General features: G+C 60.7%; 18 protein-coding genes and 3 tRNA genes. 3 read left to right on the forward strand and 18 right to left on the reverse strand.

Going from position 1 to position 18299, the window contains the following annotated elements:
• Positions 1 to 46: 46 nt before the first annotated feature.
• From ccmI to ccmA, 9 genes are read right to left on the reverse strand one after another with little or no spacing between them, the layout of a single operon-like run.
• On the reverse strand, positions 47 to 916 hold the full coding sequence (gene ccmI, locus ACWF8S_RS13370; RefSeq protein WP_447553847.1) for a c-type cytochrome biogenesis protein CcmI: 870 nt from the start codon (positions 914 to 916) through the stop codon (positions 47 to 49).
• Positions 913 to 1383: a cytochrome c-type biogenesis protein gene (locus ACWF8S_RS13375; protein WP_447553848.1), complete on the reverse strand. Its 471-nt coding sequence runs from the start codon at positions 1381 to 1383 to the stop codon at positions 913 to 915. The genes ccmI and ACWF8S_RS13375 overlap by 4 nt, the downstream gene beginning before the upstream one ends.
• Complete coding sequence (locus tag ACWF8S_RS13380; RefSeq protein ID WP_447553849.1) at positions 1374 to 1898, reverse strand: DsbE family thiol:disulfide interchange protein; 525 nt, start codon at positions 1896 to 1898, stop codon at positions 1374 to 1376. Before ACWF8S_RS13380 ends, ACWF8S_RS13375 begins: the two co-directional genes overlap by 10 nt.
• Positions 1895 to 3886 (reverse strand): heme lyase CcmF/NrfE family subunit, encoded by a 1992-nt coding sequence (locus tag ACWF8S_RS13385; RefSeq protein ID WP_447553850.1) that lies wholly within the window; start codon positions 3884 to 3886, stop codon positions 1895 to 1897. The genes ACWF8S_RS13380 and ACWF8S_RS13385 overlap by 4 nt, the downstream gene beginning before the upstream one ends.
• Before the next feature lie 5 nt (positions 3887 to 3891).
• On the reverse strand, positions 3892 to 4401 hold the full coding sequence (gene ccmE / locus ACWF8S_RS13390) for a cytochrome c maturation protein CcmE (RefSeq protein WP_447553852.1): 510 nt from the start codon (positions 4399 to 4401) through the stop codon (positions 3892 to 3894).
• Positions 4391 to 4627: a heme exporter protein CcmD gene (ccmD, locus tag ACWF8S_RS13395; protein ID WP_447553853.1), complete on the reverse strand. Its 237-nt coding sequence runs from the start codon at positions 4625 to 4627 to the stop codon at positions 4391 to 4393. The genes ccmE and ccmD overlap by 11 nt, the downstream gene beginning before the upstream one ends.
• Positions 4627 to 5367, reverse strand: a complete 741-nt coding sequence (locus ACWF8S_RS13400; protein WP_447553854.1) for a heme ABC transporter permease — start codon at positions 5365 to 5367, stop codon at positions 4627 to 4629. The genes ccmD and ACWF8S_RS13400 overlap by 1 nt, the downstream gene beginning before the upstream one ends.
• Before the next feature lie 11 nt (positions 5368 to 5378).
• The gene (gene ccmB / locus ACWF8S_RS13405; RefSeq protein WP_447553855.1) at positions 5379 to 6092 is read right to left on the reverse strand and encodes a heme exporter protein CcmB; all 714 of its coding nucleotides are present in this window, start codon (positions 6090 to 6092) and stop codon (positions 5379 to 5381) included.
• Positions 6092 to 6721: a cytochrome c biogenesis heme-transporting ATPase CcmA gene (gene ccmA, locus ACWF8S_RS13410; RefSeq protein WP_447553856.1), complete on the reverse strand. Its 630-nt coding sequence runs from the start codon at positions 6719 to 6721 to the stop codon at positions 6092 to 6094. Before ccmA ends, ccmB begins: the two co-directional genes overlap by 1 nt.
• A 222-nt stretch (positions 6722 to 6943) precedes the next feature.
• Between ccmA and ACWF8S_RS13415 the strand changes: the two genes are divergently transcribed.
• Positions 6944 to 7405 (forward strand): LexA family protein, encoded by a 462-nt coding sequence (locus tag ACWF8S_RS13415; RefSeq protein WP_447553857.1) that lies wholly within the window; start codon positions 6944 to 6946, stop codon positions 7403 to 7405.
• Positions 7406 to 7440: 35 nt separating this feature from the next.
• A complete protein-coding gene (locus ACWF8S_RS13420) occupies positions 7441 to 8058 on the forward strand; it encodes an IMPACT family protein (protein ID WP_447553859.1) in 618 nt (205 codons plus the stop codon).
• A gap of 490 nt (positions 8059 to 8548) precedes the next feature.
• On the opposite strand, the gene ACWF8S_RS13425 is transcribed toward ACWF8S_RS13420, so the two are convergent.
• The 3 genes from ACWF8S_RS13425 to ACWF8S_RS13435 form a co-directional block, all read right to left on the reverse strand.
• On the reverse strand, positions 8549 to 9868 hold the full coding sequence (locus ACWF8S_RS13425) for a sodium ion-translocating decarboxylase subunit beta (protein ID WP_447553860.1): 1320 nt from the start codon (positions 9866 to 9868) through the stop codon (positions 8549 to 8551).
• A 12-nt stretch (positions 9869 to 9880) separates the two neighbouring features.
• Positions 9881 to 11698 (reverse strand): sodium-extruding oxaloacetate decarboxylase subunit alpha, encoded by a 1818-nt coding sequence (gene oadA / locus ACWF8S_RS13430; protein ID WP_447553861.1) that lies wholly within the window; start codon positions 11696 to 11698, stop codon positions 9881 to 9883.
• Positions 11699 to 11787: 89 nt separating this feature from the next.
• A complete protein-coding gene (locus ACWF8S_RS13435) occupies positions 11788 to 12045 on the reverse strand; it encodes an OadG family protein (protein WP_447553862.1) in 258 nt (85 codons plus the stop codon).
• Positions 12046 to 12171: 126 nt separating this feature from the next.
• Here ACWF8S_RS13435 and ACWF8S_RS13440 point away from each other — a divergent pair, with 126 nt between their 5' ends.
• Positions 12172 to 13176, forward strand: a complete 1005-nt coding sequence (locus tag ACWF8S_RS13440; RefSeq protein ID WP_447553863.1) for a tRNA dihydrouridine synthase — start codon at positions 12172 to 12174, stop codon at positions 13174 to 13176.
• A 174-nt stretch (positions 13177 to 13350) separates the two neighbouring features.
• Here the strand turns inward: ACWF8S_RS13440 and ACWF8S_RS13445 are convergent.
• From ACWF8S_RS13445 to alaS, 6 genes are all read right to left on the reverse strand, one after another.
• Positions 13351 to 13427 (reverse strand) — tRNA-Arg (locus tag ACWF8S_RS13445).
• Positions 13428 to 13531: 104 nt separating this feature from the next.
• Positions 13532 to 13608, reverse strand: a tRNA-Arg gene (locus ACWF8S_RS13450).
• 50 nt (positions 13609 to 13658) lie between these two features.
• Positions 13659 to 13751, reverse strand: a tRNA-Ser gene (locus tag ACWF8S_RS13455).
• A gap of 125 nt (positions 13752 to 13876) precedes the next feature.
• Positions 13877 to 14065 (reverse strand): carbon storage regulator CsrA, encoded by a 189-nt coding sequence (gene csrA / locus ACWF8S_RS13460; RefSeq protein ID WP_252106858.1) that lies wholly within the window; start codon positions 14063 to 14065, stop codon positions 13877 to 13879.
• Between the two features lie 198 nt (positions 14066 to 14263).
• Positions 14264 to 15514, reverse strand: a complete 1251-nt coding sequence (locus ACWF8S_RS13465) for an aspartate kinase (protein ID WP_447553864.1) — start codon at positions 15512 to 15514, stop codon at positions 14264 to 14266.
• 135 nt (positions 15515 to 15649) lie between these two features.
• Positions 15650 to 18256 carry an alanine--tRNA ligase gene (alaS, locus tag ACWF8S_RS13470; RefSeq protein WP_447553865.1) on the reverse strand — a complete coding sequence of 869 codons (2607 nt, stop codon included), beginning with the start codon at positions 18254 to 18256 and terminating at the stop codon, positions 15650 to 15652.
• Positions 18257 to 18299 lie beyond the last annotated feature (43 nt).

Consider the following 18299-nt stretch of genomic DNA (forward strand, 5'->3'; position numbering starts at 1 on the left):
GGTCATGGGGCGAGCGGGCTATTCAGGTACACAAGCGATGAAAGCATTAACGCTCCTCCTCGTTCATCCGTGCCTGGGCGATGCGAATGCCTTCGCGAAGCGCATCGATAGTGGCAGGATCCTCAAGACCTGCCAGCGCCCGGCGCCAGCGGTCGATGGCCCGAGCGTAATCGCCGTCATCGAAAGCCTGAATCCCCAGAAGGCTCAGCACCTTGGGTTGGCGCGGGTCCTGTTCACGTGCTTCGTCGACCAATGCCTGGACCTTGGGTGTGAACCTGCGCCCGGCCATGAAGAAGTGAAGTTCGGCCAGCTCGCCCAGAAGCGTCGGCGCTCGCCCCTGGATCTCGATCAGCCGGTTCAAGGCGTTTGCCGCCTTGTCCAGCTCGCCGGTTTCCCGGTACAGCGTAAACAGAGAACCCCACACATTGGGATTGCGGGGCTGGCGCGCGGCTTCCGTTTCCAGGCGCTCGCGGTATTGATCCACAGAGCGCTCGGGGTCGTTTTCCACGGATTGCCTGAGCGCGTAAAGGGCCAGATCCCCCTCGGCGCCGTTTTGCTGATAGCCGAAGACGCAGGCCCCCAGCCCCAGAACCGCTACCAGGGGAACCGCAAGGCGCCCCGCATCCGGCGCTTTCAGCCTGCGCACGGGAGCGGCAGTGGTGTCGTCGAGCAGGCTTCGCTCGAGTTCGAGCCGATCCTCTTCAAAACGGGCCTGGTCGATGTCACTGCGCGCCCGGGCGTTTTCCAGCGAAACCAGCCGGCGCTTGAAAATGGCCACGTTCTGCTGGTTGGCGTCGTCAGATTCGCTAAAGCGGCGCTGGGCCTCATGGAGCGCCCGTGCTCGCCAGAGAGGCGCGAGCATCAGCCAGAGCGCAGGTAGCGCGACCACTGCCATCGCGATCCATAGCGGCGTCATGAAGACCTCTTTTGATTGATCAGCGCATCAAGCCGGGCGCGCTCCTGGGCGCTTAACGCCTTGGCCGAGGCATGGCGTCGGGCGCGAATGAGCAGCGCCACGATGATGATGGCCAGCGCCACCAAAGCGACCGGCACCCCCCAAAGCAGATAGGTCCGGTTTTCAAGGCGCGGGTTGTAAAGAATGTACTCGCCAAAGCGCTGCGTCATATGGTGAATGATTTCGCTGTCCGACTGCCCCTGGTGCAAAAGCTCGAACACACGCTGACGCATGTCGGCGGAGATCGGTGCGTTGGAATCGTCGATGGCCTGATTTTCGCACAGCGGGCAGCGCATCGAGGCAGTCAGGTCCACATAGCGCTGCTCGAGCACCGGGTCATCGAACTCGCGAATCTCGATGGCCGCCAGGGCCAGCGGACTTGCCAGCAAGAACCCCAGCAGCAGCGGGAAAAGCCGTTTCAACGCCATTTTTCCACCTCCGGCAGAATCTGCGCCCGGACGTCCCCGGGGGAGATATAGCCCTTGTGGTGGTAGCGAATCACGCCGTCGGCATCCACAAGAAACGTCTCCGGCGCGCCGTAGACCCCCAGATCAAACCCCAGACTCCCGTCTGGGTCGAAGATATTCACCTCGAAAGGGTCGCCGTACTCGCTTAAAAACTGCGCGCCCTTCTCACGGGTATCGCGGTAGTTCACGCCCACCATGCGGATATCGTGGTCGGCCAGCTCCAGAAGCTGGGGCATCTCCTGCTTGCAGGCCGGGCACCACTCCCCCCATACGTTGACCAGCGTCACTTCACCGCGCAGAAGCGACTCGTCGACGATGTTCTCGGCGTCGCGCAGAGTCGTGGCCTGAAAGGCGGGAAATGTCCGGGCCATCAGCGCCGAATCGCGCTGAGAGGGGTCGCGGGACAGCCCCTGGTAGAAAAACAGCGCAATGCCGACAAAGCCAAGCGGTAACAGCAGCAACAGCCAGCGTCTCATGAATTGACCTCCCGGTTTCGCTCGAGCACACGACTACGCGTTTCAGGCCGCCGGTAGCGCTTGTCGATCACCGCCAGTATTGCGCCTGCCGCCATCAAGAGTGCCCCGAGCCAAAGCCAGCGCACGAAGGGCTTGTACTGAACGCGCATGGCGTAGCTGCCGTCATCCAGGTCCTCACCCATGGCCACGTAGAGATCGCGGAAGAACCCAGGGCGCAGCGCCACCTGAGTCATGGGCATGCCGGTGGCAATATACAAGCGCTTCTCCGGGTGCATCATGAACGCGCGCCCCTCGCCGCCCCGGCGCACCTCGATGCGCGAAGTGTCGGCCAGAAAATTCGGCCCCCGCCGGCTGACAAGCTCCAGCATGGTGAACTCATAACCTGCGACTTCCACCGTGGTGTCGGGGGCCATGCGCACGTTGCGCTCGATATTGTAGTGCGAGACCACCGTCACCCCGACGATGGTGACCGCCAGGCCCACATGGCCCAGTACCATGCCCCAGTAGGCAAGCGAGAGCCTCTTGAGCCCGCGCCCTAGCGAGCCCGCGTGGCGGCACTTGTCGAACACGTCGCGCACCAGGGGCAGCACGATCCAGAGCGCTGACAAAAGCCCCAGACTCACCCAAAGGTTCCATTCACCGGTATAGAGAAGCGGCGCGGCCACGCTGATGACAAGGCCTGCCAGTCCCGCCAGCCAGAGCTTCGCCACCAGCTCCCCGGCCGCCATGCGCTTCCAGCGCGCCAGGGGCCCAAGGCCCATGAACAGACACATCAAGACGGTGAGCGGCACAAAAAGGGCGTTGAAGTACGGCGGACCGACGCTGATCTTGCCAAGTCCCAGCGAATCCAGAATCAGCGGATAGATAGTACCGAGCAGCACGGTCACGCTCATGATCACCAGCAGAAGGTTATTGATCAGCAACAGCGAATCCCGCGACAGCCAGCCAAAGCCGACCTGATGACTCACCCTCGGGGCACGCAGTGCGAACAGCAAAAGCGATAGCGTGACCGTCACTCCCAGAAGCACCAGGATGAAAAAGCCGCGGGAGGGGTCGTTGGCAAAGGCGTGCACCGATGTGAGCACGCCCGAGCGCACCAGAAACGTCCCCATCAGTGAAAGTGAGAAAGTGGCAATGGCCAGAAGCACCGTCCAGCTCTTGAACGAGCCGCGCTTTTCGGTGACTGCCAGCGAATGCAAAAGCGCCGTGCCGGTAAGCCAGGGCAGAAGCGAGGCGTTCTCCACCGGGTCCCAGAACCACCAGCCGCCCCAGCCAAGCTCGTAATAGGCCCACCAGCTACCGAGTGCAATGCCGACCGTCAGAAACGCCCAGGCAACGTTGGCCCAGGGCCGTGCCCAGCGAGTCCAGGCCGCGTCCAGACGCCCGCCCATGAGCGCGGCGATGGCGAAGGCAAATACCACTGAAAACCCCACGTAGCCCATGTAAAGCATGGGCGGGTGGATCACCAGGCCAAAATCCTGCAACAGCGGGTTCAGATCGGCGCCATCACTGGGCATGTTCAAAAGCAGACGGTCGAAAGGATTGGAGGTCAGCAGAATGAAGAGCAGAAACCCGGCACTGACCAGGCCCATCACCCCTTGCACCCGAACGACCATGTCCCGGGGCAGCGATCTGGAAAACGCCGATGCCGCAAAGCCCCAGCCGGCCAGCATCAGACTCCACAGCAGTACCGACCCCTCGTGATTGCCCCACACGGCGCTGAACTTGTAGTACCAGGGCAGCATCGAGTTGGAGTTGTTGGCCACGTTGGCGACGCTGAAGTCATCGAGCAGATAGCTTGCACTCAGACACAGATAAGCCAGCCCGACAAACAGGAACTGGCCCGCTGCCATGGGCGCCCCATAGGCCATCCAGAGCGGGCGGCGGCTCATCACGCCAGCCAGCGGCATGATGGCTTGTACCACCGCCATCATCAACGCCACGATCAGGGTGAAATGGCCGATTTCGGGAATCATCTTTATCCACATAAGCGCTAGTTCTCGCTTGTCCGAGAGCGGTCCTGCCCTTCCAGCTGCTTGACGACTCGTTCAGCCCTTTGCTGATAGTCCGCCGGCGAATACCCCGCCTCTTCCAGTGCCTGGGCGACTTCCGGCGGCATGTAGTTTTCATCATGACGGGCCAGCACCTTGTCGGCATGAATCCGCCCATCGGCTTGAAGCTCGCCCACCACCACCACGCCCTGGCCTTCACGGAAAAGATCCGGAAGAATGCCGCTGTAGTAAACGCTGACGTCATCCACGTAGTCGGTAACGACAAACGAGACGTCCAGGCTTTCCCGGTCGCGGGCAACAGACCCCGCCTTGACAAGCCCACCAGCGCGGATCTGGCGCTCCAGCGGCGCCTGGCCCTGGGCGATCTGCACCGGACTGAAGAACAGATTGATATTGGCGGAAAGTGCATAAAGGGTCAGTCCCACGGCCACGGCCGTAAGCGCAATAACCCCGATGAGGGCGAAAAGCCGCTGCTTGCGTTTAGGCGTCATCGTGAACTCTGGACTGTGAAGAAGTGGCTGAACCGGGTCGGGCGTCGCTACGTCGGGCGTGCTCGCGACGGGCGCGGCGCTTGAGCGTATTGATCAGCCTTCGACGCTCGAGGATCGCCTGCAGAAGGCTGAGCACCAGCAGCAGGATCGTGACCCCCCAGGCGGACCACACAAAAACGCCGTGACTGCCCATCGCGAAAAAGTCCTGCAAGGAAGCGAATGCCATTACCGCCCCCGGTCGATCAACGTACGCACCCACCGCTTGTCGCCTTCCCGGCGCAGAATTTCGTTGCGGGTGCGCATCAGCGTAAGCGCAATGAAAAAGCTGTAAAAACCCACCAGCATGATCAAAAGCGGCAACCACATGGACGCCGGCATGGCCGGGCGAGCGGTGAAGGTGAAGGTAGCGGATTGGTGCAGGGTATACCACCAATCCACCGAATACTTGATGACGGGAATATTGACCACCCCGACCATGGCCAGTATCGAAGCGGCCCGAGCCCCGCTTTCCCGGCGTGCGAACGCGCCGCGAATGGCAATGACCCCCAGATACAGGAACAGCAGTATCAGCATGGAGGTCAGCCGCGCATCCCACACCCACCAGGTGCCCCAGGTGGGCACGCCCCACACCGCCCCCGAAAACAGCGCGGCAAACGTCATCGCCGCACCAAAGGGGGCCATGACCGAGGCGGCCATGTCCGCCACCTTGATCTTCCAGACCATGAAGACAAGACTTGCAAGCGCCATGGAAACGAACACCGACTGGGCCAGCAGCGCTGCCGGCACATGAACGTAGATAATACGAAAGCTATCACCCTGCTGGTAATCCGCCGGGGCCACCGCCAGGCCCCATAGCGTGCCGACGCTCAGCGCGGTAACCGCCAGCCCCCAGCACCAGGGCTCCAGCTTGCCGCTCAAGCCATAAAACCATTTGGGTGACCCAAACTTGTGAATGAAGGCCCACATGGCGCGCGTCCTCAACCGTTGATACTGATACGAAGCGAAGCGGCAATGGCCGGCGGAGCCAGCATCAGCGACACCGCCAGCAGCGCTCCCAGAATCGCCAGGTAAGCCCCGGCGCTCTCCAAGGCAACCGCCGCCTGTACAGCGCCCGTGCCGAAAACAAGCACCGGAATATACAGTGGCAGAATCAAAAGCGACAGCAGCACGCCGCCGCGGACAAGCCCCACGGTCAGTGCCGCGCCAATGGCGCCAATCAGGCTGAGCGTTGCGCTACCCAGCGAAAGCGAAAGCGAAAGCACCACGTAACTTCCCGAAGGCAGAGCCAGCATCGCCCCGAGAAAGGGGGCCATCAAGGCAAGCGGCAGTCCCGTCAACAACCAGTGAACGCATACCTTGGCCAGCACCAGCACCATCAGCGGCTGCGGCGCCAGTAAAAGCTGCTCGAGGCTGCCATCCTCGAAATCGCCGCGAAAGAGCGTATCAAGCGAGAGAAGCGCCGCCAACAGGGCCGCCACCCATAAAAGTCCGGGTGCGATCACGGCTAGAAGCTCAGGATCCGGCGAGATCCCGATCGGAAAGAGCGTGATCACCAGTGCATAGAACACCAGCGGGTTGAGTACTTCGCCTCGATGCCTCAGCGCAAGCTTCAAATCCCGCCCCAGGGTGGCCTTGAACGCCCTGAAAAGCCCGCCAGGGGGCGGTAGTAAAAGATCGTTGTCGCTGGCCACTAGCCCTCCTCGCCCAAGGTGATGCGTCGGATCTTGCGGCTTTCGCTCAACGCGTGATGGGTGGTGATCACCACGCTGCCGCCCTGACGGGCATGGGCCGCCAGCGTTTCTTCAAGAGCACCAACACCGTCACGGTCGATCGCGGTAAAGGGTTCATCCAGCACCCAAAGCGCACGGGCGGTCAGCGTCAGACGCGCAAGCGCCACTCGCCTTGCCTGGCCGGCGGAAAGCTGCCCTGCGGGAACGTCTTCAAACCCGGCCAGGCCGACCTTCCAGAGTGCGCGCTCACAGGCCGCTTCACAAGCGGGTTCGCCGCTGAGCGCCTGATACCAGGCCAGATTTTCAAGCCCGGTTAGTCCTGCCTTGACGCCCGGCGCGTGACCTAGATAGAGCAGATTGGCCAGGAAGTGGTCACGGCGTTTACGCAAAGACTCGCCGTTATAGTAAAGCTCACCCCGATAATCGTTCAGCTGAGCTGAAAGAATCTTCAAAAGCGTGGTTTTTCCACTGCCGTTGGGGCCTTCGACGCGCAGGATTTCGCCGGCATTGATATCAACGTCAAGCCCTTGGAACAGCAAGCGGTCGTCGCGCTCGCAGGCAAGCTGTCGGGCTTGAAGGCGCAGGCTCAAAAGGATCTCCCAAGGCGTGAATATCGCGCGCACTCTACACAAAAAGGCGCTTTTTCGCCAGTTCCCGGGCGCGGCATCGCGCCGCTTTGCTGCGCACGCCCGCACCATTACAGGATTTATCCAGGGCAGCACTTGCATCATGCAAGAAGATTTCACACAGGGGCTAGCACTGTATGCAAAGACAGGCTTATACTCCAACCACTGTATGAAAAGACATGCATCATGCGTCGCTTTTCACTTGTCTACGCCCAGGGAAGGCGCAACGTTGGAGAAAACCCGATGATCGCACCACGACCGCTTGAAACACCGACGCTCACGCGCCCCGCTGCTCCCGGCACGAAGGCGCTTGGCGGGCTGCGCCCTCAAACTGGCGAGCGTGAAGTCACTCGGCGCAATACCTATGCGCTGCGCGTTCGCGGTCATCGCATGCAGCAGTACAATCTATTCGACGGCGATCTGATCGTGATTCATCGCCATCAGCAGGGGCCGCATCAAGAGACGGCCACGGCGACCATCAATCAGCGTGAAGTTGCCCTCAAGGAGCTGTCGATCAGCCGGCTAGGCGTTCGCCTGTGCCCCGAAGACCAGGCGATGCCGGCGGTTTTCCTGCATAATGGCGATATCCAGGTACTGGGCATGGTGATGGGCATCGAAAGCCCTGCCAAGGACGCCCAGCGCCACTGACCACCACTGATCGCTACTGACCTGGGGAGCCCTGTTTGCGTTACCAAGCCCCGCGCCTTTCCCCCGAAGAACATTACGCCGGTGACATCACGGTCGAAAAAAGCCAGTTCATCGCCTGGGTTTGCCACGCCCCGGCCCCGGCCGCCCTTGAAGCGCTCTTGAAAGCAGCCAGAGCGGCCCATCCCGGCGCCAGCCATCACTGCAGCGCCTTCATTGCAGGCCCGCCCGGCGAGCAGACCGCCATCGGCTTTTCCGATGACGGAGAGCCCGGCGGTACCGCCGGCCGGCCGATGTTCCAATCGTTGCAGGGAAGCCAGCTTGGCGAAGTGGGCTGCGTGGTCATTCGCTATTTCGGCGGCACCAAACTGGGCACCGGCGGTCTTGCCCGCGCCTACGCCCAGGCCGTCAACAAGGCGCTCGAAACCCTGCCCACCCGGGAAATCGTCGAGCGCGAATACTACCTTTTGAAAGTGGGTTTTGCCCAGGAAGCTCAGGCCCGCGCCTATTTCGAAGAGCAGCGCGCGCCGATTGCCGCCGCCGACTACGACGGCCAGGGCGTCACGCTCACCGTGGCCTGGCCCAAAGACGAGGCTGCAGACTTCACCGCACTGGAAAACCGCTTGAAGAGCACGCTGGATATACAGAAGTGTTAAAAGCCCGCTAAAGCGTAATGCCAGTCAGTTAAGGTTTTCACTCATCATCTGACGAGCGATAGTCCGGTATCAATGACTGATGACGGACTTTTTATGCATTTCCGTTAGGCCATGAATACCCTGAGGAGAGGTTGTCAGGCGCGTTTTTGATACTTCCGCGCATGAAGGTGCCTCATCGTAGCGCGGTGTAACGAGCGTCAGCGAGGCACCCGCGACGGCGGCGTTAGCCGCCCCGGCTTGTGCCACCGAACCCTCGACCGCGCGGGGCACGGCTTTGCGGCGGGTCGCAAGATCCGCGGGTGCGCCCGTTGGCTTACCCGCGCTTCGGGTTCGTGCTTTAACGATCGCCACCGTGTCTGCGGTTTCAAGCAGCCAGTAGCGAGGGTCTTTCGCCCTGGATGGCGAAAGTTAGCGTACACGGAGGTATGTACAGCGCCCTCGCGCAGGGCGGGTCGACACGGCACCACCAGCCTGCCAAGCGGTTTAAGACTTACCCCAGATACTTGATCATCACCCCGGCGGCTACCGCCGAACCGATCACCCCGGCCACGTTCGGCCCCATGGCGTGCATCAACAGGAAGTTATGCGGGTTCGACTCGAGCCCTACCTTGTTGGCTACCCGCGCCGCCATCGGCACCGCGGAGACACCGGCCGCACCAATCAACGGATTGATCGGCATTTTACTCACCAGGTTCATCAGCTTGGCCATCAACACACCCGCCGCCGTGCCGATACCGAAGGCCACGATCCCTAGCCCCAGAATGCCCAGCGTCTCGAAGGCCAGAAAGCTCTCCGCCATCAGCTTGGAACCTACCGAGAGTCCCAGCACGATGGTGACAATGTTGATCAGCGCGTTCTGGGCCGTATCCGCCAGACGTTCCACCACGCCGCATTCGCGCATCAGATTACCAAAGCAGAACATGCCCAGAAGCGGCGCCGCATCCGGCAGAAACAGCGCCACCAATATCAGCAGCATCAAGGGGAAGACGATCTTCTCGAGCTTGGACACCGGACGCAGCTGAGTCATGGCGATCTGACGCTCTTTTTCGGTCGTCAGAAGACGCATGATGGGGGGCTGGATCAGGGGTACCAGCGCCATGTAGGCGTAGGCCGCCACGGCGATGGCACCCAGAAGCTCCGGTGCCAGTACGCTTGAAACGTAGATCGAGGTAGGCCCGTCCGCCCCGCCAATGATCCCGATGGCCGCTGCTTGATTGAGCGAGAAATCCATCACGCCCATCGAGGTGAGCAACACCGCGCCGAAGAGCGTCGCAAAGATACCGAACTGCGCCGCCGCCCCCAGAAAGAGGGTGCGCGGATTGGCTAGCAAGGGGCCAAAATCGGTCATCGCCCCCACACCCATGAAGATGATCAAGGGCGCGATACCCGAGGCAATGGCCACGTTATAGAAGCTATACAGCACGCCGTTGCTGTAGCCCGCGCCCATGGCGATATCCCGCGCGGCGCGCAATTGCTCCAATGGGGCAGTGTGAGCCACCGCCTTGAGCGCCTCTCGCCAGGCATCCGCCCCGGCCAGCGGGTCGAGCGTCACGCCGAGTGCGAGGCCCAACTGCTGCAAGAGCGCCGGACGCGCCACCTCGATGGCCTGATCGAGCGCCGAAATCGCAAGCCCCGCCTCAGGGATGTTGGCCAGAATGCCACCAAACCCGATCGGCACCAGCAAGAGCGGCTCGAATTTCTTGTAGATGGCCAGATACAGAAGCACCAGCGCCACCACGATCATGACGGCCTGGCCGAGAGCGAGGTTATAAAGCCCCGACCCCTCCCAAAGGGTGATTAATTTATCCATTACCGAATGCCCTTAAAGCTCGACCAGGGAGTCGCCCACGGCGACGCTATCACCCTCGCTCACGTTGACACGGGACACCGTACCGGCGCTTTGGGCGCGCACTTCGGTTTCCATCTTCATGGCCTCCAGAATGATCACCACATCGCCCTCGGCTACCTGATCGCCCACCTTCACGTTCACCTTGAAGATGTTGCCGGCTAGAGGCGCCGACACCGCTTCGCCGCTTGGCACACTTGGCGGGGCTTGCGGTGCAGGCGCGCTCGACGCCGGCGTTTCGCTTACCTGACTAATGTCGCCGCCTTCGGACACCTCCACCACATACGCCTTGCCGTTGAGCTTGACGGTATAGGTTTCAGGCCCTTGAGCCGGGGCCGGGGCGACCGGCGTGCTGGTTTTTTCAACGCTTTGCGCTGGGCTGCGTCTTTCGGCCTCGGGTACGGGCTCGAAGGCATCCGGGTTATCGCGGTTTTTCAGAAACTTCAGACCGATCTGCGGGAACAAGGCGTAGGTCAGTACGTCGTCCAGGCGCTGCTCGCTCTCCGCCAGACGAATGCTTTCGGTGCGGGCTTTCTCTTCAAGCTCACCCTCCAGACGCTCCATCTCGGGCGACAGGATGTCCGCCGGACGGCTGGTGATCGGCTCGCCACCGTCAAGAACCCGCTCTTGCAGCTCCGAGCTGAACGGCGCCGGCGCGGCGCCGTACTCCCCTTTCAAAAGCGCCTGTACTTCCTTGGAGATCGACTTGTAGCGCTCGCCCATCATCACGTTCATGACCGCCTGGGTGCCCACCATCTGCGATGTCGGTGTGACCAACGGGATGAAACCCAGGTCTTCACGCACGCGAGGAATTTCGCTCAGCACGTCGTCAAGCTTGTCGCCGGCGCCCTGCTCCTTGAGCTGGCTTTCCATGTTGGTGAGCATGCCACCGGGCACCTGCGCCACCAGAATGCGTGAGTCGATACCTCTGAGCGAGCCTTCAAAGGCCGCGTATTTCTTGCGCACCTCGCGAAAGTAGCCGGCGATATCTTCAAGGGCTTCAAGGTCAAGGCCGGTGTCGCGGTCGGTATCCTTGAGCATCGCCACGACCGATTCCGTCGGGCTGTGGCCGTAGGTCATCGACATCGACGAAATGGCCGTATCGACGTTATCGACCCCCGCCTCCACCGCTTTCAGAATGGTCGAGGTGGAAAGCCCGGTAGTGGCATGGCAATGCAGGTGTACCGGTATGGAAAGCGCTTTTTTAAGCCGCGTGACCAGTTCAAAGGCGGTGTAGGGCGTGAGCAGGCCCGCCATGTCCTTGATGGCCAGTGAGTCGGCGCCCATATCGGCGATGGTCTTGGCAAGCTCGACCCAGCTATCCAGCGTATGTACCGGGCTGACCGTATAGGAGATGGTCCCCTGGGCGTGACCGCCGACCCGGCGCACGGCCTGGATCGCACGCTCCAGGTTGCGCGGGTCGTTCATCGCATCGAAGACACGAAAGACATCGACACCGTTGACCTTGGCACGCTCGACGAATTTATCCACGACATCATCGGCATAGTGGCGATAGCCCAAGAGGTTCTGGCCGCGCAGAAGCATCGCCTGCGGCGTATTGGGCATTGCCTCTTTCAGCGCACGAATCCGCTCCCAGGGGTCTTCTCCCAGATAGCGAATGCACGCATCGAACGTAGCCCCTCCCCAGGTTTCCAGGGACCAGTAGCCGATATTATCGAGCTTTTCTGCAATGGGCAGCATGTCTTCAAGGCGAAGGCGGGTCGCAAACAGCGACTGATGGGCATCGCGCAGGACGACGTCGGTAATGCCTAAGGGACGTTTATTCTCGTTCATGCTCTCTACTCAGGAAAAGAGATTATTTTGTAGTAAACTTAACAAAATCCAACCATCCACTTTGTAAAGTTCGCTACGCTATCGTGTCGTTATCGTTTACGCGAGGCGCGGTATCGATGCACCGCAGCAGAGATGACGACCATCACATCCTCGTCATTGCCCTGCCGAGCAGCGGGCGCGGCTGCTCTGGCGCGTTCGGAAACGGCCTCGCGGGCGGGTTGCAAGCGGGTGACCAATGCGGACATCAGCGTTACGCTGACCACTAAAATGGTAAGAAAAACAAATACGAATCCCATTCCCAGCCCCATCAGGGCCAGGCCCTCCTGAAGCAGTTTACTTTCTTGCATAGCCCACCCCCTCGGTCATGGCAGCAATTGGCACACCAAACGCCTCCAAAGGCGCTTGGCGCAGTGAGGACAATACTCTAACCTGCCACATCCAGCATAGAATGCAATGACGCTAAAGTGGAAGGCATGGTTGTTAATTTACTACAAAAGGGTGAAATAGGTCTGGCACCCATGGAAGGTGTCATCGATGCGCTGACCCGCGACCTTCTTACCCGTGAAGCCGGTTTTGACTGGACGGTGACCGAATTTGTGCGCGTGGTGGATGCATGCTTGCCGCCCCGAGTGTTTTACAAGCACTGCCCTGAACTTGCTCTTGAAAGTATTGCCACGCCCAGCGGCGTGCCGGTACACCTGCAGCTTCTCGGCTCGGACCCTCAAGCACTGGCCGCCAATGCCCGTCAAGCCGCCGCACTAGGCGCTCGGAGCATCGATCTCAACTTTGGTTGTCCTGCCAAGCTCGTCAACCGCCACGACGGCGGTGCGTCGCTTCTGCGCCGCCCCGAGCGGGTCTATCAAGCCGTCAATGCGGTATTCGAGGCGCTGGAGGGGCGTATCCCGGTCACCGCCAAGATTCGCCTGGGGTTTTCAGACCGGCGACTGGCGGTTGCCTGTGCCCTGGCGGCCCAGGCCGGAGGCGCGGCGCGCCTGGTCGTGCACGGGCGTACCCGCGACGAGGGTTATCGGCCGCCGGCGCACTGGGAGTGGATTGGCAAGATTCGTGCAAAGCTTGCCATTCCCGTGGTAGCCAACGGCGATATCTGGACACTGGAGGATTACTGGAAGGCCCGCACCCTGTCTGGCTGCGAGGATGTGATGCTGGGCCGAAGCGCCTTGGCCGATCCGTGGCTTGCCCCGCGCATCCGGCACTGGCTGCAAACCGGCGAGCGCCTTGCCGAGACCACCTGGGCCATGCGCGCCCGGGTCATCACCGACTACGCCCGCCAGCAAAACGAAACGCTGCCGGAACGCGTCGTGGTGTCGCTGGTCAAGCAGTGGCTGGCTCAGATGCGCCAGGGCAGCAACGAAGCCAATCAACATTTTCAGCGCTTGAAGCGCATCACCTGCCTGGATACTCTTCTTCGCGAGCTTGACCCAGGCCCGTCGCTCATGACCCATCCCGCCTACGCTTGAAGCAAAAAAAACGCCTGACCACTAGTGTGGCAGGCGTTTTAAACGACCGCTGAGGGCGCGAGCCACCCTCATGCGCTAGGTCCCACTTTTTCACCGACTCATTCAGAAATTAGCGTCAGGTATCGGTGCGAACGCAGAAAACCCGCCTTTGGCAAGGCGGGTTTTCCTGGAATCTGGCGCGCCCGGGAGGATTCGAACCTCCGACCCTCTGATTCGTAGTCAGATACTCTATCCAGCTGAGCTACGGGCGCTTGATCGTCATTTGATTGACAAAAACAGTGTAACATCAATTACTTGGCAACAAAAGGCTTGTTATATCAAAACGTTGAGATAAAAGCACTTGAGGCTTGCAAGATGGCGCGCCCGGGAGGATTCGAACCTCCGACCCTCTGATTCGTAGTCAGATACTCTATCCAGCTGAGCTACGGGCGCTTATCTTGTAGCAATTGCTCTTCAGGCAATCATGTTACAGGTCATGCAGTTGGCGGAGAGAGAGGGATTCGAACCCTCGATAGGGCTATAAACCCTATACTCCCTTAGCAGGGGAGCGCCTTCAGCCACTCGGCCACCTCTCCTCAACGGCACGGCGCGAATATTACCGATAATACTGGTGCTTGTCCAGACTTAAACAGATATTTTTTCGCGCCGGCTACAGGTTAGCGCTTAAACGCCCTGTAATGGGCGTGGTATAAGCCGCCATTTATTCGGGTTCGCTTTCGGTATCGCGCTCGCGCTGAATTCGCTGGTAAATTTCTTCGCGATGCACGGCGACATCCTTGGGGGCGTTAACACCAATTCTGACTTGATTACCTTTCACACCTAACACTGTGACGGTGATCTCATCACCTATCATCAGTGTTTCGCCTACACGGCGCGTTAGGATGAGCATGGCTGATCTCCTTCTCAGACGTTTGTACAACGGTTTGTGTCCACCAGAGGCGTACCGCGTCTATTATGCGATAAAGCGACACCAGTCACCAACGACTGTTGCCTCTGGCACCATGACACTATGAACCTCCGTTGCAAGAAAGCTCACCACCTTTGGTAGCAAGTTACCTCTTAGCGTAGAAGGTTTGGAGCGCAAATGTTATTCGGATTCCACATTCGCCTTGTCTAATCCAAACGCCTTGTGCAATGCGTTGACCGCAAGCTCCATATGTTTTTCGTCAATCACCACGGAAATCTTGATTTCAGAAGTGGAGACCATGCGGATATTGACGTTCTCGTCGGCCAGCACACGAAACATCTTGGATGCGACACCGGCATGAGAGCGCATTCCAACCCCGACGAGCGATACCTTGGCGATATTGTCGTCGCCGCGCAGCTCTCCGCCACCCAAGTCTGGAATCACGCTCTCTTCAAGCAGCTTCTTGGTCGCCTTGTAGTCGTTCTTGGCAACGGTAAAGGTAAAATCGGTGTAGTCACCGGCCGGCGCCACGTTTTGCACGATCATGTCGACTTCGATATTGGCGTCGGCAATGGGGCCCAGAATACGCGAGGCAACGCCGGGGACGTCAGGCGTATGCAAAAGGGTCAGTTTGGCTTCGTTCTTGGTAAAAGCAATACCGGAGATCAGCGGTTCTTCCATGGAATCCTCGTCTTGGTCAGCATCTGCAACAATCAGGGTACCGGGGCCATCTTCAAAGCTCGATAGCACCCGAAGGGGAACATTGTACTTGCCGGCAAACTCCACCGCGCGAATCTGCAGCACCTTGGAACCCAGGCTTGCAAGCTCCAGCATTTCCTCGACGGTAATGCTTTCAAGGCGCTGGGCCTTGGAGCACACCCGGGGGTCGGTGGTGTAAACGCCATCGACATCGGTGTAGATCTGGCATTCATCGGCGCCGAGGGCAGCGGCGAGTGCCACGCCGGTGGTGTCGGAACCGCCCCGGCCCAGCGTTGTGATATTGCCGTCTTCATCCACCCCTTGAAAGCCTGCCACGACCACTACCTTGCCGGCGTTCAGGTCGCTTTTCAGATCGTCGGTTTCAATACGCTGGATCCGCGCCTTGGTGTAGGCGTTGTCGGTGTGAATCCCCACCTGGGCGCCGGTGTGGGAGGTGGCCGACACGCCCAGTTGCTGAAGCGCCATGGCGAGCAGGGAAATCGTCACCTGTTCGCCGGTGGACAAGAGCATGTCCATCTCCCGCGGCGCCGGGTCTTCGTTCAGGGCGTGGGCCATATCGGTCAGCCGATTGGTCTCGCCGCTCATGGCAGACACCACCACGACGATCTGGTGCCCCTGATCGCGAAAGCCTTTCACCTTTTCAGCCACGGCCTTGATACGGTCGACAGAGCCCACCGAAGTACCGCCGAACTTTTGTACGTATAGTGCCATATGCCATTTTCCCTATGGGTTCGGAGTAAAAGAGTAATAGTAGACTAGCCCGGCATTGGCGTTGGAAACCCGCGCCAGCTACTACGCCGATGAATATAAAAAAGGCCGGAGGCAACGCTGCCAACGGCCCCTTGCTTAGAGCACGCTTTCCAACCAGGCCGGTACGCTCTCGAGCGCCCCCGGCAAGGCCTCGGGTTGGCTACCCCCGGCCTGGGCCATATCGGCCCGCCCACCCCCTTTTCCACCTACCTGAGCGGCCACGTGGTTGACGAGCTCGCCGGCTTTCACCCGCCCGGTCAGATCATCGGTGACGCCAGCAATCAGGCTCACCTTGCCCGCAGCCTGATCGGCCACCGCCAGAAGAACCACCCCGGAGGCGAGCTTTTGCTTGAGCTGATCCAGCAGACCTCGCAGGTCCTTGCCGGATACGCCTTCAAGCTGGGTAGCCAGAAGCTTCACACCGCCCACTTCCTGCACCTGGCTCAGCATGTCGCTACCGGCGCTACTGGCAAGCTTCGCCTTGAGCTGCTCGATTTCTTTTTCAAGCGTGCGGTTACGCTCGAAAAGCGACTCCACCCGCGCCTCGACCTGCTCGGGCTTGGTCTTGAGCCGCGCCCCCAGCCGCTCGAGCGCGGCTTCCTGCTGATAGAAATAGGCCAGCGCGTTTTCGCCGGTAATCGCCTCGATCCGGCGAACGCCGGCGGCGGTGCCTGCCTCACTGACGATATGACAGCAGCCGATGTCGCCGCTTCGCGCGACATGGGTGCCTCCGCAAAGCTCGATGGAGAAGTCGTCGGCACCGATGGTGAGCACGCGGACGTTATCGGCGTACTTGGCCTCGAAAAGCGCCGCCGCGCCCTTGGCCTTGGCCTGATCAAGGCTCATCTGTTCGATTCTGGTCGGCGCGTTGGCCAGAATCTGCTCGTTGACCAGCCGCTCGACCTCCTTGAGCTGCTCCGCCGTCATCGCTTCGAAGTGGCTGAAGTCGAAACGCAGCCGCTCGGCATTGACCAGCGAGCCCTTCTGCTGAACGTGGTCACCCAGCACGATACGCAGCGCTTCGTGGAGCAGGTGAGTCGCCGAATGGTTGCGCACGGTGGCCGCGCGCAGGCCGGTATCGACTTCGCCACGAACGTCGGCGCCCACCGCGAGTGTGCCTTCCACCATCACCCCCTGGTGCAGATGGTGGCCATTCTGCTTCTGGGTATCGGTGACCTGGAAGCGCCCACCCTCGACATGCAGGTAACCGGTATCGCCCACCTGGCCACCGGATTCGCCATAAAACGGCGTACGATCCAGCACCACGGTACCCTTCTGCCCCGCTTCGAGCGCGGCCAGGGCGTTGCCTTCGCCATCCACCAGCGCAGTCACCTTCGCCTCGTCAATCAGGCGCTCGTAACCGGTGAAGTCGGTAGTGCCGTCGATTTCGATGTTGGCGCTGTAGTCGGCGCCAAACTGGCTGGCCGCCCGGGCGCGTTCGCGCTGGACTTCCAGCGCCTCATGAAAGCCCGCCTCGTCCACGTTGACGCCGCGCTCGCGGCACACGTCGGCCGTTAGATCGAAGGGGAAGCCGTAGGTGTCGTAAAGCTTGAAGACGGTCTCACCGGAAAGCGTATCGCCGGAGAGCGTTTCCAGCGCATCAGAAAGAAGCCCCATGCCATGATCGAGGGTGCGGGCGAACTGCTCTTCCTCTTTCAGCAGGACCCGGGTGATCTGCTCGCGGGCGGCGCGAAGCTCCGGGTAGGCGTCCCCCATCTCGCTATCGAGCGCGGCGACCAGCTCATGGAAGAACGGCTCGGTGGCCCCCAGCTTGTGACCATGGCGCACCGCACGGCGAATGATCCGGCGCAGCACGTAGCCGCGACCTTCGTTGGACGGCAGTACGCCGTCGGCGATCAAAAACGCGCAGGAGCGAATGTGATCGGCAATGACGCGAAGCGACGGCGCCTGGGTGTCGCTTGCGCCGGTGGCCTTCGCCGCCGCGGCCAGCAGGTTCTGGAAGAGGTCGATCTCGTAGTTGGAGTGCACGCCCTGCATCACCGCCGCCACGCGCTCGAGCCCCATACCGGTATCGATGGAGGGCTTGGGCAGCGGATTCAGCGTGCCCTCGCTGTCCCGGTCGAACTGCATGAAGACCAGGTTCCAGATCTCGATGTAACGGTCACCGTCTTCTTCCGGGCTTCCCGGAGGCCCGCCCCACACGTCAGCGCCGTGGTCGAAGAAGATTTCCGAGCTGGGGCCACACGGACCGGTGTCCCCCATCTGCCAGAAGTTATCTTCATCGAGCTTCGAGAAGCGTTCCGGGTCGATGCCGATCTCGTCTTTCCAGATCCGCTCGGCTTCATCGTCGCTGACATGCACGGTCACCCAAAGCTTCTCCCTGGGAAGCCCCAGGGTCTCGGTCAGAAACGTCCAGGCAAAACGAATGGCATCATGCTTGAAATAATCGCCGAAGCTGAAGTTGCCCAGCATTTCGAAAAAGGTGTGGTGGCGCGCGGTATAGCCGACGTTATCCAGGTCGTTGTGCTTGCCACCGGCGCGCACGCAGCGCTGTGACGACGTGGCGCGCACGTAGGGCCGCGGGTCGCGGCCCAGGAAAACGTCCTTGAACGGCACCATGCCTGCGTTGGTGAACAAGAGCGTGGGGTCGTTGCCGGGTACCAGGGAACTGGTGGGGACCACGGTATGCCCGTGCTCTTCAAAATAGGATAGAAAGGCCTGCCTGATCTCTGCGCTTTTCATAGGGTATCCGTGCAATAGAGCGAGATGCCCCAAGGCGCTGTCG

It is taken from the genome of Vreelandella xerophytica (genome assembly GCF_968048975.1).